At 57.1% G+C, this 14,158-nt stretch carries 19 protein-coding genes, 1 tRNA gene and 1 other annotated feature; of the genes, 14 read left to right on the top strand and 6 right to left on the bottom strand.

What is annotated here, in order from left to right:
* Positions 1 to 85: 85 nt before the first annotated feature.
* The 4 genes from BN1129_RS12955 to BN1129_RS12940 all read right to left on the bottom strand — a co-directional run bounded on the left by BN1129_RS12955 (position 86) and on the right by BN1129_RS12940 (position 2,559).
* Positions 86 to 634: a DUF3157 family protein gene (locus tag BN1129_RS12955; RefSeq protein WP_042037066.1), complete on the bottom strand. Its 549-nt coding sequence runs from the start codon at positions 632 to 634 to the stop codon at positions 86 to 88.
* Between the two features lie 100 nt (positions 635 to 734).
* Positions 735 to 1,607 carry an adenine nucleotide alpha-hydrolase family protein gene (locus BN1129_RS12950; protein WP_042037064.1) on the bottom strand — a complete coding sequence of 291 codons (873 nt, stop codon included), beginning with the start codon at positions 1,605 to 1,607 and terminating at the stop codon, positions 735 to 737.
* Between the two features lie 45 nt (positions 1,608 to 1,652).
* Positions 1,653 to 1,931, bottom strand: coding sequence for a DUF6482 family protein (locus tag BN1129_RS12945; RefSeq protein WP_042037062.1), 279 nt, complete (start codon positions 1,929 to 1,931; stop codon positions 1,653 to 1,655).
* Between the two features lie 31 nt (positions 1,932 to 1,962).
* Complete coding sequence (locus BN1129_RS12940; RefSeq protein WP_042037060.1) at positions 1,963 to 2,559, bottom strand: HAD family hydrolase; 597 nt, start codon at positions 2,557 to 2,559, stop codon at positions 1,963 to 1,965.
* Positions 2,560 to 2,729: 170 nt separating this feature from the next.
* Positions 2,730 to 2,852: a sequence feature (Phe leader region), on the top strand.
* Between the two features lie 38 nt (positions 2,853 to 2,890).
* Here BN1129_RS12940 and pheA point away from each other — a divergent pair.
* The gene (pheA, locus tag BN1129_RS12935; RefSeq protein WP_042037058.1) at positions 2,891 to 4,063 is read left to right on the top strand and encodes a prephenate dehydratase; all 1,173 of its coding nucleotides are present in this window, start codon (positions 2,891 to 2,893) and stop codon (positions 4,061 to 4,063) included.
* A 60-nt stretch (positions 4,064 to 4,123) separates the two neighbouring features.
* On the opposite strand, the gene BN1129_RS12930 is transcribed toward pheA, so the two are convergent.
* Positions 4,124 to 4,549 (bottom strand): LPP20 family lipoprotein, encoded by a 426-nt coding sequence (locus BN1129_RS12930; RefSeq protein ID WP_042037057.1) that lies wholly within the window; start codon positions 4,547 to 4,549, stop codon positions 4,124 to 4,126.
* A gap of 10 nt (positions 4,550 to 4,559) precedes the next feature.
* Entirely contained in the window at positions 4,560 to 5,180 is a 621-nt protein-coding gene (locus tag BN1129_RS12925; RefSeq protein ID WP_042037056.1) for a FlgO family outer membrane protein, read from the bottom strand.
* Positions 5,181 to 5,374: 194 nt separating this feature from the next.
* Between BN1129_RS12925 and BN1129_RS12920 the strand changes: the two genes are divergently transcribed.
* The 13 genes from BN1129_RS12920 (at position 5,375) to radC (ending at position 14,114) form a co-directional block, all read left to right on the top strand.
* Positions 5,375 to 6,529, top strand: a complete 1,155-nt coding sequence (locus tag BN1129_RS12920; RefSeq protein ID WP_042037054.1) for a flagellar assembly protein FlgT — start codon at positions 5,375 to 5,377, stop codon at positions 6,527 to 6,529.
* A gap of 50 nt (positions 6,530 to 6,579) precedes the next feature.
* Positions 6,580 to 6,656, top strand: a tRNA-Arg gene (locus BN1129_RS12915).
* Positions 6,657 to 6,866: 210 nt separating this feature from the next.
* On the top strand, positions 6,867 to 7,817 hold the full coding sequence (locus tag BN1129_RS12910) for a DUF932 domain-containing protein (protein ID WP_042037053.1): 951 nt from the start codon (positions 6,867 to 6,869) through the stop codon (positions 7,815 to 7,817).
* Positions 7,818 to 7,911: 94 nt separating this feature from the next.
* Entirely contained in the window at positions 7,912 to 8,901 is a 990-nt protein-coding gene (locus BN1129_RS12905; protein ID WP_042037052.1) for a YqaJ viral recombinase family nuclease, read from the top strand.
* Positions 8,898 to 9,866 carry a recombination directionality factor gene (locus tag BN1129_RS12900; RefSeq protein WP_042037051.1) on the top strand — a complete coding sequence of 323 codons (969 nt, stop codon included), beginning with the start codon at positions 8,898 to 8,900 and terminating at the stop codon, positions 9,864 to 9,866. Before BN1129_RS12905 ends, BN1129_RS12900 begins: the two co-directional genes overlap by 4 nt.
* Before the next feature lie 262 nt (positions 9,867 to 10,128).
* Positions 10,129 to 10,677: a recombinase family protein gene (locus BN1129_RS12895; RefSeq protein WP_042037050.1), complete on the top strand. Its 549-nt coding sequence runs from the start codon at positions 10,129 to 10,131 to the stop codon at positions 10,675 to 10,677.
* 75 nt (positions 10,678 to 10,752) lie between these two features.
* Positions 10,753 to 11,196 (top strand): hypothetical protein, encoded by a 444-nt coding sequence (locus BN1129_RS22590; protein ID WP_042037049.1) that lies wholly within the window; start codon positions 10,753 to 10,755, stop codon positions 11,194 to 11,196.
* A gap of 40 nt (positions 11,197 to 11,236) precedes the next feature.
* Positions 11,237 to 11,680, top strand: coding sequence for an IrmA family protein (locus tag BN1129_RS12885; RefSeq protein ID WP_042037048.1), 444 nt, complete (start codon positions 11,237 to 11,239; stop codon positions 11,678 to 11,680).
* An 87-nt stretch (positions 11,681 to 11,767) separates the two neighbouring features.
* On the top strand, positions 11,768 to 12,346 hold the full coding sequence (locus BN1129_RS12880) for a lecithin retinol acyltransferase family protein (RefSeq protein ID WP_042037047.1): 579 nt from the start codon (positions 11,768 to 11,770) through the stop codon (positions 12,344 to 12,346).
* A 62-nt stretch (positions 12,347 to 12,408) separates the two neighbouring features.
* Positions 12,409 to 12,834, top strand: a complete 426-nt coding sequence (locus BN1129_RS12875) for a DUF2787 domain-containing protein (protein WP_042037046.1) — start codon at positions 12,409 to 12,411, stop codon at positions 12,832 to 12,834.
* A 9-nt stretch (positions 12,835 to 12,843) separates the two neighbouring features.
* Entirely contained in the window at positions 12,844 to 13,254 is a 411-nt protein-coding gene (locus BN1129_RS12870; protein WP_042037045.1) for a hypothetical protein, read from the top strand.
* Positions 13,247 to 13,504 carry a hypothetical protein gene (locus BN1129_RS12865; RefSeq protein WP_042037043.1) on the top strand — a complete coding sequence of 86 codons (258 nt, stop codon included), beginning with the start codon at positions 13,247 to 13,249 and terminating at the stop codon, positions 13,502 to 13,504. Before BN1129_RS12870 ends, BN1129_RS12865 begins: the two co-directional genes overlap by 8 nt.
* A gap of 109 nt (positions 13,505 to 13,613) precedes the next feature.
* Positions 13,614 to 14,114 (top strand): RadC family protein, encoded by a 501-nt coding sequence (gene radC, locus BN1129_RS12860; protein ID WP_042037041.1) that lies wholly within the window; start codon positions 13,614 to 13,616, stop codon positions 14,112 to 14,114.
* Positions 14,115 to 14,158: the final 44 nt, after the last annotated feature.

Below are 14,158 nucleotides of genomic sequence, written 5' to 3'. Positions count from 1 at the left end.
GCTGGCGGTTACCGAATTAACAATTGAGCCCAAACAGGCTCAGTCATGGAACCTGTTTGGCAAAAGGCATCGGGGTGGCGAGGGCTTAGCGGAATTCCACTTCCTCAATCTCGACTCGCACCAGGGGTTGGCCAGTCAGACCGGCCGGGCGCGGCATTTCGATCACCAGGGAGGGACGCTGCTGACCCTTGCGCAGATAAGACTCCGGCAGGCGGTTCTCGCCCACCCAGAAACGGGCCTCCTGCCTGGCCAGCTGGGCACCCTGCTCGCTGAACAGGGTGACACTGCCGCGCACCCGCACCACGCTGCGGCTGCCCGTGTTGCTCACCATGAATTGCAGCGACAGGGGATCCGAGCCCTCAATCTTGTCGAGCTTGACGCCGATCCCGTCCTTGACCGCCTGGGCCAGCAGATCCGGATTGGTCATCGCCTGCTCGGTCAGCACGGGGACTGCCACCGTACCCGTGACCACATCACCGCTCGCCGTCGGCTTTATCAGCAGATATTCCCAGGTGAAGTCATCGTTGAGCTGCACCTGGCGGCCATCGGGCAGGGTGACCTGGGTCAGGGGGGCAGCCTGTGCCAGCAAGGGTGACAGACAAAGGGCAACCAGCAAGCGGGACAAAGGTTTCATAGGACTGTGGCTCGGCGTCGATGGAAAAGGGCGTCAGTATAAAGAGTCGGCCACAACTTGCCTATGACCCGACTCACGTTCTTGCCCGCTGCGGCCAGCCTCAGCCGGCCAGCCCCTGCCGCTCCTCCTCCAGCACCATGTCCAGCGTCACCAGATCGAACGCTGTGCTCTTGAGGGCATTGAGGATATCCGGTTGCAAGTCGAATACCTGGGCACGCAGCCGCTGCGGTACGCGTACCCGTGCCAGGGTGGTCGCCTGATCGGAGAGGGTATGAAAGAACACCTGCGCCTCCTCCAGCCCCATGTCGGCCAGCATCTGCTCCGCCATGTCCACCATGCGCAGATGGCGCTTGTCCACCAGTTCGGGATCCGAGAAACGACGGCTCAGGCAGCCGTGGGCACTCTTGCCCCAGCGCCCCAGCTGTCGTTTGTTGAAGCCGTAACGAACGTCCCTGTGGGTCATACCTTGCTTGGCAAACAGCCAGAGGGTGTTGGCCGGCAGGCTACCGAAGCGGCGCAAATACTCCTGCAACTCCTCGACCGGGGCGGGCAGCAGCATGGGCAGATGACTCCAGTCGGTTTCCCGCGCGGTGAGATGACAGATGTAGCGTACCGGATCTATCACCTCGTTGAGGTGACGCAGGTGATCGCAGAAGATCATCTCGTCGGTCTTGATGATCCTCTGCTCTATGTCATAGCGCTGACAGTAGCGTTTGGCCCGCGCCACCTCCTTGCGGCTGCGGGTCGGGCTGTCCAGGGTGACGGCCCTGACCCGGACCCCGCTGGCACGGCACAAATCCATGCTGTAGCAGGATTCCAGTCGGCCAGAGAAGGAGACCACCAGTTCGCCGTAGCTGGCCAGGGTCTCGACAAGCAGCTGCTCCCTGGCCTGAAAGGTCTGATCGTATCCTCGATTCAGCACAACTATATTGGCATCCATAATGACAACACCGGATGATAAATTGGTCGCCATTGTGCCGTAACAATCCTGAATAAACCCTTAAAAGAGCAGGGGAAATCAGAATTTAATGATCATCTCCTGCCAATTCCCTTCATTTTCATCCTGTTGCGCATCATAAATTCGCAGTTTCGCCTGATGCACCTGATGCGCCCGCAAAAAGCCCTCCGCCTGCTCCAGGGAGCCAAACGTCAGCCTGCCCCCCTCGCTGTCGGTGAGACACAGCATCTCGCCGTCGACCTCGACACAGAGCTGGTAACCGCTGCCATCCAGGCAGGCGATCAGCAAGCCGGCATCCGGATAGTGACTCAACCAATTGCGAAACCGGCCATGCTCCATAACGTCTCCTTGAGCATTCCTGACTGTTGGCTCAACCGGGCAGATAGCCCAGCGATAGCAGCTGCTGACGGCAGCTGGGCGCATCGGTAAACACCAGCCCCCCGATCCCCAGCGCCTGCGCGGCTGCCACGTTGGCGGGGCTGTCATCAATAAACAGGCACTCGTCGGCCTTCAGGTCAAACGACACCAGCAGATAGCGATAAATATCCGGCTCCGGTTTCATCATCCGCACCCGCGCCGAGACCACCTTGCCGCTGAAGAAGCGCCAGAACGGCTGCTGCTCCAGCCAGTCGATGCTGGCATGACCCATGTTGGAGAGCGCATAGAGCGTATGGCCTGCGCCATGCAACTCGGCTATCAGGGTCAGCATAGCGGGATCCGGCAAGAGCGATGCGGGCACCGCCTGCAAAATGGCAAGATTCTGTGCCGCAGGCAAGCCGGTGCGCTCCTGCGCCTGACGGGCCATGGTGTGCAGCGACAGCGTGCCCCGGTCCACCTCCAGCCAGTCCGAGTGGTTGAACAGCCGCTCCGCCAGCGCCTCAGCATCGTCCGGCCCTCGCACTGAGCTCACTATGCCCACCGGATCCCAGCTCACCACCACCCGTCCCAGATCAAAAATAATCGCCATTGTTACCTCCTCATGATACCTCTGCCGCTGAGCCAACCGCCGCAACATGACGCTTGAATGGCCCCGTCGGCACACGCAAATACCCTGCCCCGTTCGCCTCCCACGGGCAAGTTTTACTTGCATCCCACGCCCAAATCCCTTAATGGTTATGACGATATTTTCAGGACAAGACCCATGCACGCACCATTCTTCTTTGCTTTCTCGTTTATCCGGCCCACATGAGGGAAGGCCCTGTCGTCGCATGAACAGAAAGCAAAGACGAATCGAGCCTCCCCTAGCGGAGGCTTTTTTTTGCAGCTACCACACTCGATTATTTGGATAGGGAACCACCATGGCTACGCTCGACGAGATCAGACAAGACATCACCCGGTTGGATCAGGAGCTGCTTGCCCTGCTGGCCAAGCGCAAGACCCTCAGCATAGAGGTTGCCCGTGCCAAGCAGGCCAATCCACGTCCCATCCGCGACACCCAGCGCGAGCAGGACCTGCTGGTCGCCCTGATCCAGCAGGGCCGACTGCTGGGGCTGGATGCTCACTACATCACCCGCATCTATCACACCATCATCGAAGATTCCGTGCTCTCCCAGCAGGCCTATTTGCAGAGCCTGCTCAACCCGGAACAGCAGGAACCCATGACCAGCGTCGCCTATCTGGGGCCGCGCGGTTCCTACTCTAGCCTGGCCGCCCGCAAGTATCTGGCCCGCTACAAGGATCAGGTGATAGAGGTGAACTGCCAGAACTTTCGCGAGGTGCTGGATACGGTGGAATCGGGTCGCGCCGCCTTTGGCGTGCTGCCCATAGAGAACACCAGCTCGGGCTCCATCAACGAGGTGTATGACGTGATGCAGCACACCAGCCTCTCCATCGTCGGTGAGCTGACCTACCCCATAGAGCACTGCATTCTCACCGCAGTACCAACCGAGCTTGGCCGCATCAAGACCTTCTACGCCCACCCCCAGGTGTTCCAGCAGTGTTCCCACTACCTGAGCAAGCTGGAAGGGGCACGCCACGAGATCTGCGACTCCTCCTCCAGCGCCATGATGAAGGTCAGGGAGCTGGCAAGCCCGGAAGCGGCGGCAATTGGCAGCGCGGCTGGCGGTGAGCTGTACGGACTGGACGTGCTGGCCGAGCAGCTCGCCAACCAGAAAGAGAACTACAGCCGCTTCATCGTAGTGGCACGCAAGCCCATCGACGTGGCGCCACAAATTCCGGCCAAGACCACCCTCATCATGTCCACCTCACAGAAGCCCGGCTCCCTGGTGGAGGCGCTGCTGGTGCTGCGCAACAACGAGATCAACATGACCAAGCTGGAATCCAGACCGGTACAGGGCAACCCCTGGGAGGAGATGTTCTATCTGGATGTTTCCGCCAACCTGCAGACCCCGGCCATGCAGGTCGCGCTGATGGAGCTGACCAAGATCACCCGCTACATAAAGGTGCTGGGCTGCTACCCGAGCGAAGACGTCAAGCCGACGACTGTGCCGCCGGTACTCATGGGCAACTGACCATTTTTGCCAACAAAAAAGGCGAACATCATGTTCGCCTTTTGTTTTTCTGCCTCGCCGTCAGAACTGACCGGCCATCAACTGGTTGATGTTGTAGAGGGCTCGGGTATCGAGCTCCATCTCGGTGGCATAGGTATTGCCTCGGGGATAGGAGGCCACCACCCGGGCACCACGCACCATGCCGGCCACAGACACATCCAGCGAGTTGGAGACCTGGGTCAGGTCCTTGTAGCTGCTCTGGCCCCGCACTTGCTGGCCATTGAGCTGTTCAGCCAGCTCGCGATAGGCATCCATCTTGGAAGCGCGGATCGCCTGCAGCATCTTCTCCGACTGGGAGGGGCCGGGCTGAATGTCGATCACCGCATACCCCACCGCCTTGAGCACCGGAAAATCATCGGGCCTGCCACCCTGGGTGTAATCCACTACCCGGTTACCACTGCAACCGGTGAGCAAGAGTGCCAGCAGGCAACCAAACAAGATCTTCATGACTCGCTCCTTAAGGTGTCAGGTTGACCAGATGACCGCCCGGTCTAGCCTGACTGTCACGGATCAGAAAACCGCGATTAATCGATGCCCGCCCGAAAGAGTTGTTGGCACCGGACAGAAATTGTGGCGGGATCAGGCTCTGGGCCGTGGTCTCCACCATCTTGGTACGCATGTCGATAATACGGGCGTTGACCAGGACCCCATTGCTGTTGCGGCTGAAAGTACCGGTCAGGACGCGGGAGATGGGCAGCCGGGGGGCGAGATCCCGATGGTTGCGGCTCATCACGAAGTCACCCTGCGGGGTCACCCTGATGCTGCCGGTCATCTTGAAATCCACCACGACTTCCCCACGCCGGTTCAGCTCGTGGATAAAACTTTCCCCGATCTGCTGCCCCATCCAGTTGGTGTCCTGCAGGGTATCGAGATCGACGAAGGAAGCGACGGCAATCGGCTCGGTCAGGGTCGTGAGCGACTTGCGCTCCATCAGCTGATCGGTCATGCGCGCCACCAGCCAATTGAGCTCCATCCCATGAATGGCCTGGCGAGGGTCACCTATATTCCGGTTGATGGGGTCGGAACCACAGCTGGTCAGCGCCAGCACGAGGGCCAACGCCGTGATGAGTTTGTTCATGGATACCTTTCCTGTATCTGCACCTGATTCGTTATCGGTTCAGCGGGCCAAAGCTTGAGTCGGGAATGAGGCATGGATCTTGCTAATTATTTGCAGTGTGCTGTGCAACTGGCACGGTTCTGTGGTCTGTATCGGCCGGCGCCATCACTTCGACAGGGGTGAAAGCCCCGACCCGCATATTCAAGGTGTTTGTCATGAAATTACCGCTGCTGTTAACCCTGCTGCTGGCTAGCCTGTCGGTCCGGGCAGAGCTTATCGAAGCCCAGGGCAGTGCCGCCATCCTGGGGGGCGACGAGGTCTATGCCCGCGAGCAAGCCACCCGCGATGCCCTGCGCCAGGCCCTGCTGGCGAGCGGCGCCGCTGTCTCCAGCACCCAGCGTCTGGAGAACGGCAGCCTTCGCTCCGAACAGATCCAGATCCGTTCCGGCGGCGACATCCGCCAGTACCGGCTCAAGCGGGAAGAGGTGCGCAACGGCCGCATGTACATCACGCTACAGGCCGATATCCAAGCCGAACGCCAGATCTGCCAGACCCAGCACTACGCCAAGAATTTGACACTGGTCAGGCTGCGGCTTCGCTACCCGGACCAGGCGAGCTACGGTGCCCTCGACGACATGCCAGCCAGCCTGTCCCGTCGCATGTTCGAGGCACTGGCCAACGCGCCGCAAGGGGTAGCCGCGCGCCAATGGCTGGACGAAAATCTGCGCATAGACCCGCTCCACCTGCAACAGGGTGATCGCAGCCCCCTTGAGGAGATCAAGGCCCTGAGCCTTATCACCGACAGCCAGTATCTGGTGCTCGGCAGCATAGATGACCTCTCCATTGAGCCGCAGGGCGGCCAACTGACACGCTGGTACGAAGACCCCATCCGTAACTTTCGCATGCAGCTCTACCTGTTCGACGGCATCAGCGGCAGCCTGCTCAGTCGCAAGGAGTATCAGGGCCGCGCCAACTGGACCTTCGGCAAGCGGGATCAGATAGGCACCAGAGGCGGCCAGTTCTGGCAGTCCAGCTATGGCCAGGAGGTCAATTATCAGTTGCAAGAGGCGGTACAGGATCTGGTGGCCCAGCTCAACTGCGCCCCGGTCACAGCCCGAGTGATAGGCCAGAACGAGCGTGGCCCACACATCAATCTGGGTCGGCGCAACGGCGTCAAGCTCGGGGATCAGTTTCGCATCCAGCACCGCGCCGACTTCATCGACTCCTATGGCAAGTCACGTATGATGCGCAACCCGGCAGACGGCCTGTTCGAGGTGGTACAGGTATTCGAGGACGGCGCAATCATCAGCACTCGGAACAAATATTCGCCATTTAACATCCAAATCGGGGATTTGGCAGTATTGGAATAAGAATCAAGGGTTTAAAAGGGAGCGGCTTCTTGTATAATGCCCGCCACAAGGCTCCCGTAGCTCAGTAGGATAGAGCGGTCCCCTCCTAAGGGACAGGCCACTGGTTCGACTCCAGTCGGGAGCACCATATAAAACAAGGGGTTGGCATCGTCATGGTGCCAACCCCTTGGTCGTTTTTGGCCTGGGGTACCACACGGGGTACCACAGCGCGCATTCCATAGCTAGAAATCCGACAAGGCAAATAAGTCTCATTTAAATTAATTTCAGATATATATTATCTCCATGAACCTACCCAAGGGACTGCTCTGTGCAGTCCCTTTTTCATTGGAGATTTCTCATGGCTCACCTGATCGATACGATGGCCTACACCGGTCAAACGCCCTGGCATGGCCTTGGCAATGTCTTGCCCCCGCAACAATCTCTCGATATCTGGCTACAGGCAGCCGGGATGGATTGGACCATCGAGCAGAGCGACGTGATGTTTAACGTCGCCTCCGATGCACTGCATATCCGCCCCTACAGCGACAGCAAGGTACTTTATCGCTCCGATACCCTCGCCCCCCTGTCGGTGGTCTCAAGCCGCTACAACGTGGTACAGCCTCACGAGGTGCTGCACTTCTATCAAGACCTGGTGGAAGCCGGTGGCTTTGAGCTGGAAACAGCAGGCTCGCTCAAAGGTGGCCGCAAGCTGTGGGCACTGGCTAAGACCGGCCAGGATCTAAAACTCAAAGGCAATGACTTGGTAAAGTCCTATCTGCTGCTGGCAACCAGCTGCGACGGCACGCTCTGCACCACGGCGCAGTTCACCTCGCTGCGAGTGGTCTGCAACAACACCCTGCAGATGGCACTGCGCGGCGCTACCGGTGCCATCAAGGTGCCCCACTCCACTCAGTTCGATGCGGCGACCGTCAAAGAGTCGCTCGGGCTAGGGCTGTCTCATTGGGATGAGTTCAAGGCACAGACCAAGGCGCTGGCACAGCGGCCAGTCGCCCCCGAAGAGGCGCTGCGCTTTTTCAGCGACCTGTTGGCGCAACCGCTGGATGAGGAGAACATCATCCTCACCAAGCCGGTACAACGGCTGCATGAGCTCTATCAGGGCGCGGGTATGGGCTCAGAGCTTGCCAGCTCCCGCAATACCGCCTGGGGGCTGGTCAATGCTGTTACCGAATACGTTGATCACCACCGCCGCGCTCGTAGTCAGGACCACCGGCTCGATTCCGCCTGGTTTGGTCAAGGCGCCCAACTCAAATCCCAAGCGCTGAATCAGGCACTCACTCTGCTGCAGTAATTCCTCTTTCCCATTTAGACCGCATAACGACCTCACCCGGACTGGCGCAAGCCAATCCGGGCGTTGGCGTTTATGCCGTTAACAAGGAGTCGTCATGAAAGCAAAAACCAAATACGGCCAAGCTCTGCGGCTGGCCTCCACTACCCAGTTAACCCGTGAGCAGTGGCTCGCTATCCGCAAGCTCGGCATTGGTTCTTCCGATGCCGCCGTGGCTGTAGGCCTCTCCCCTTACAAATGTCCGCTCAGCCTGTGGTTGGAGAAGACCGGCCGCAAGGAGCCGGAGGATATCTCCCACAAGGAAGCTGTGCTGTGGGGCATTGAGCTGGAGCCGGTCTTGGCGCAGGTCTATGCCAAACGCACCGGCTTTCGTGTGCGCCGGGTCAATGCGGTGCTGCAACACCCCGAGCAACCCTTCATGCTCGCCAACCTCGATCGGGAGGTGGTCGGCCATTCCGATGGACCGGGCATTCTGGAGATCAAGACCGCCAGCTATCACAGCGCCCCCCAGTGGGAGGAAGGGGTGCCGGTGGCGTACCAGTGTCAGGTGCTGCATCAGCTGGCTGTCACCGGCCATGCCTGGGCTGAGGTGGCAGTGCTGATCGGCGGCCAGGATTTTCGGATTTACCGCATTGAGCGTGACGAAGAGAAGATCCAGGATCTCACCGATCGGGAAGCGCAGTTCTGGCAGATGGTTCAACAAGACCTGCAGCCCGAGCCTGACGGCTCCAATGATGCTGCCAATGCCCTGAGCTGGCTCTTCCCCTGTGATGATGGCCAGACGGTGGATCTCTCCGATTCCCCCGAGTTCAACCAGCTATTTGGCGAGCTACTGCGATTGCGTCAGCAAAAGGAAGCGGTCGAGCTGCAGGAGTCGCAGCTCAAACAACGGCTGCAAGCCACCATGGGCGACGCCACTGCCGGGCTGTTTGCCGATGGCAAGATCACCTGGAAGCGCAGCAAAGACCGGCTGGCACCGGATCTCGATAAGCTCGGTCAGGATCATCCTGACCTGCTCACCCGTTACGTCAAACCGGTGCCCGGCGTGCGCCGTTTCACCATTCAACCCTTGAGGCAAACACCATGATCAAAGGACTGGCGATTACCCCGCCCGTGATCGGGCGGATCTGCATCGGCAAGCTGGTGCAAAAACAGGATAAATGGGTGCCGGAGAAGGACGACAGCTTCACTCTCACCACCCAGATACAACAAAAGGGGGGATGGTTACTCCATCCCCTGCATCAACACTACTCATCGCAGAAAAGTGGCCAAGGGCAGGAGCAGACCAAGATCCGCGCCATTCCGGTGCGCGTGCTGTTCAACGACAGCGACTTGAATCTGCGGGCGGAATACAGCGTGTTTGACCGGCAAACCGGCAGGCCGCTCTGTGTCGGGAATGGGGAGGTGGCAAGACGTGTGGGGGCGCAAGGCATGGAGGAGGTCAGCTGCCCTGGACCAGAGCGCTGCGCCTTTGCAGGGCAACAGGGCTGCAAGCTTTACGGTCGACTGAACCTGTTTGTGGAGGGGCAAGGGGATGAGCTGGGTAGCTTTATCTTCCGCACCACCGGCTACAACTCGGTGCGCACTCTGGCGGCTCGACTGAAGTACCTGGAGGCAGTGAGCGGGGGCCATACCCGCTATCTGCCGCTCACCCTGCGGTTGCGAGCCAAGAGCACTACACAGTCCTACCGCACACCGGTCTACTACGTGGATTTAACCTTGCGGGAAGAAACCAACCTGACTGAGGCAGTCAGGCAAGCACAAGAGGCGGCCCAGCGTGACCAAGAGGCAGGCCTTGCAATCGACCAGATGGAACAAGCCGCTCGCGAGCTGCTGCGCAATGGCCAGTTTGAAGATATAGATGAAGAGGTGCCGATGTTACTGGAGGAGTTCTATCCCGAGCCAGAAATGACAGCGTCATCTTCCACCTCACAGCCTTTGGCAACCGCAACAGCACCAAAACGCCTCCGCCCTCGTTCCTCACCCCTGACCAGTAAACTGGGTAAAAACGCGGCCCCTTCACCGCCTACGCCTGAGCCACAAAGCCAATAACTTACGTTGGCATCTTGTCACATCCAATCAAATCAATCAGTAGCGCAATATTCTGCTACCCATCACTACGGGACGTTTATCACAAAGCGTCCCGTTATTTCTCCCCATCGCTGGTTTGGGGTCAATAGATCAAGCCCTAGTGACACTCACGAAATCGGCACTCATTTCATCTATTTCCCTCCATTTTCAGGTCAAGAAGGTCTCTTCGAGACTTTTGACCATGGGGGTCAGTGTACCTTGCCCTATTGACCGGGAGGAGACCATGGCACTGGTAGGTTACGCACGTGTTAGTACGGGAGGTCAGAGTCTTGAAGTCCAGCTTCGAGCGCTGGCCGAATGCAATAAAGTTTTCCAAGAGAAGGTTAGCGGTGCCAGTGATGATAGGCCACAACTTGCTCTCCTCTTGGATTATGTGAAGGAGGGGGATGTGGTGATGGTTACCAAGCTGGACCGTCTGGCTCGTAATACTCGTCACCTATTGGAGATATCAGAATTTCTACAACACAAGCAAGTTGCATTGCGGATATTGAATCTGGGGATCGATACCTCAACGCCTACCGGCAAGTTAATGCTCACCATGATCGGTGCTATCGCAACCTTTGAACGAGAGTTGATGTTGGAGCGGCAAGCTGAAGGTATTGAGTTAGCCAAGCGCCGAGGTGTTTATAAGGGTCGTAAGCCTACCGCAATGGCAAAAGGTAATGAAGTTCTTGCACTGGTTGCCAAAGGATTACCCAGATCTGAAATTGCCAAGCGCACGGGGATCAGTATCTCCAGTGTGCAACGCATTCTCAGATCTCAGAGCAACTGAAAAGTAGTGTGGTTTACCGTTCCTGGCGATAGCCATACACCTCTATTTAATAATAGTTATTCGGTGAGATAAAAAATGAAAAAGCTGACATTCTGCTTACTACTAACTCTTATGTCTGGAAGTCTATCACTACGGGCAGCAGAGCCGTTTACAGGCTTTCTGCCGGCACTAGTGCAGGACAAAACAGGGAAACCATTTTGGTGTAACGCCCATTTGAAGTTAAACAGAAAATGTATCGCAACTGAAATCAATAATCTTTCAATGGTCATTGTTCGCAGTCAGCCATTCGGTGAGTGTGAAGCAGGCATGTGGGGCTGGATCGCCACTGCGGGCTCCCCCCAGAAAATTGCCATTGGCTACACAATTACGCCTGATGAAAAATTCAATATTTCAATGAAAGACATGTGTCGACTAGGAACCATTGTCAAATTTCAACCAAACAAAAAATATAAGAGTGAGGATGACTTGGTTGGTTTTTACAATGGAAAAGAAATATTCAGATATCTCGGACGTAAATAACTGAATAAATTAAGAAAAAGTGATTATTACGAGGATTTCCATGAAAGACATAAATCGATATTTACTGGCCTCCACACTGATATTCTCGGCCATAGCTTGCAGTGCCCAAGAACAACGTTATGTTGCTATCCAACACACCGACACTGTATACGCCAACCAAGGCGTCTGTGCGTACCACTTTTCCCTCGATAGTGGTGGAGCAGATGAGTTTGGTCACTTGTATATCACGCTGCAGTTTAATGACAAGAAGGGCAAAGCGCTGGCCGAATCAACGCTGGAAGTTGAACCGTTCGGCGGGAGCTCCGCTACACGCTATGGCGGTGGCTTTACGGAAGTTGACTGCGGACAGGTAGAGCAGGCCAAGTCCATCGCCATCATTCAGGCAACCGAGGTGCTCGCTCACAACGAAGTCACCCGGCTACCAGTTTCCACCTTCACCCCCGAGTTTCATCAACCACTGAAGATAACCGCTGGCGGCAATTAGCCCGCTCAGGAAAAACAAAGCCAAAGGGCGTCACCGTAATGGTGACGCCCTTTTTCATTTCCAACTCTTGATGAGGATCATCACTCCATGACACGACATTTCATTATCGGCGATCACTTGGTAACACCACAGTCTGAAGGCCACCATCATGGCATCTTTGTTGGCCATGACCAGGTCATTCACTGTCTACCATCCGCTTCAGGAAAGCACTCAGGCCTACTGGCGCTGACCTCGCTGGCTCAATTCAGTCAGCACTGCGCTATTGAGGTCAAACCCCATGCTCAACGCCTGTTCAGTCGAGAGGAAAGCCTGACACGGGCTTACGCCCGACTCAGTGAAGGAGAGCTGGGCCAGCCGTTTGCCAACAGTGAGCTGTTTGTCACGTGGTGTATTGAAGGGATTCAGCATCCCCCCAAGCTGCTGCAGACCGCTGTAGCAACGGTGGTGGCTGCCGAAGTCGCTCGTCACACGTTAGGCAAGGCGGCCACCAGTGCAACGGCAGGACTTGCTGCCAGCACGCTGGCCACAACGGCTGGCGGTAGTGGCGCTGCTGCAACGGTAGTGTCGGTGACCGGTATTGCCACAGCCCCATTGTTAGCCCCCCTTGCCGTGGGCGCCGTCGCAGCCTATGGCGTCAGCAAGCTGTGGGATTGGTTAAACGACTGACCCATCACTTCCAAGCAAAAGCAGGGGGCTCCCCCCCTGCTTGCACTCAATGAGGAAACACCATGACCATTCCCTTTTTCCGGGACGGCTTTGCCCTGCCCGTTGACCAAGCATTGCTGGTTCTGCTCAACCAGGAAATCGCTAAAACCGAGCTCAATCTTGAGCGCTTAACCCAACTGACCTTCAACTTTCGTAACCCCGGCTACAGCGCCGAACAAGGCGGCGTGCACCCAGTCGAGATCCGGCTGATCCGTGGGCTCGATGGCTGGCTGTTCGATTACGTCACCGACTTCAGTTATCAAGGGCTGGGGCAGGATGTCGAGCTCTGCAGAGAGCTCGATTTCAACTTCCTCGATGGGGAACACACCATGTTGGGCTGGGGACCGTTGCGACTGGCCGAAGCACGGGAGTTGTTCGATATCTGGCAGAGCAATTTCATTGCCTACTGCCGGTTGGAATGCTTCAGCGTCACGGTCGCAGGAGATTAGGAGGACACGATGCCCCATGAATTAGCGCTCTCCCACTACTCACGTCAGTGGCTGGGACAAGTTGCCGCCAACGCCAAGATAACCCCCACCAGCAGTGGTCAGCGCTGGCTGCTACACCTGACACCGGATAGCCCACACATCCGCACAGTCACACTGCAGGTCCGTTGGTCTGGCGTGCAGTGGCAACTGCTCACCATCAGCAATGCCGATGACGGGCGCACTATGAGCCAGCCGAGAGATGAGATCTATATCGACCCTAAACACAGCTGTTTCTGGCGTTGCCAAGAAGGGCCCGTCTCACTCACCGATCAGCCTCGTGTGCTTGCAAGCTTCCTGACTGACCTGCAGCGCATCTGCATCCATCGCGGCTATGCCGTGGAGAGTTACCCCATCGCCGACAAGGAGAGCGAAGATGATTAACGCCGTGATCGCCATCGAGCTGGAGGGTTATCTTGAGCACGATGGTCAGATTGAAGCTGTGCATGACCGAGACCAGCCGGTGGACGGTTATGCCCTCTACTTGCGCTATGAAAACGAACAGGGCAATGCACTGGCTCAATGGCTGTGCGACCACCCGGATCACCGCTGGCTAACCCAGCTAGGCACCCTGCTCGCGACCAGTTACCACATCCCGTTGCACGACAGCACTACTCACACCCTTGCGGCCTGAACACCGCCAGCCAATCCTGCAACCACCATATTTACTAACCCATTAACCAAATACCTCGCCTACTCTGCCGCATCCCACGCGGTTGGGCGATAGCGTATGGAGCCTAATCATGTTGCATCACAAACTGATCGCCGGGGAGCAACCCGGTACTTATCTCGTCACCGGTCTGGTTAACGAAGATGATTTGTTAAATATCGCCAACCAGATTGCTCGCCAGAAACTGGCCAAGGGCGTCGCGATTACAGACAAACACTTGGCACAACAGGCGCTGCAAACCCTATTGCAGAGTAGGGAGCACGAAGTATTTGCCATGCTGTTTTTGGATAACCAGCATCGGATCCTGGCATATGAGGAACTGTTTCGTTGCACGCTCAGCAGTGCCTCCGTGTATCCAAGGGAAGTCGTCAAACGTGCTCTTGCGATCAATGCGGCTGCATTGATGCTGGTGCATAACCACCCGTCGGGATACCCGGAACCCAGCCGGGCGGATATTGAAATCACCCATAGATTACAAAGTGCCTTGGCTCTTGTGGATATCCGCCCCCTGGATCACCTAATTGTCGGCACTGAAGGTGTAATGTCGCTGGAAGAACGGGGGCATTTACAATGAGTCCTCACCTTTAGGCTGTCATACAATTAAGGCCCACCAAAGTT

Source organism: Aeromonas popoffii (genome assembly GCF_000820025.1).
Classification (GTDB): Bacteria; Pseudomonadota; Gammaproteobacteria; order Enterobacterales; family Aeromonadaceae; genus Aeromonas; species Aeromonas popoffii.
This window is presented reverse-complemented; position numbering and strand designations above follow the sequence as displayed.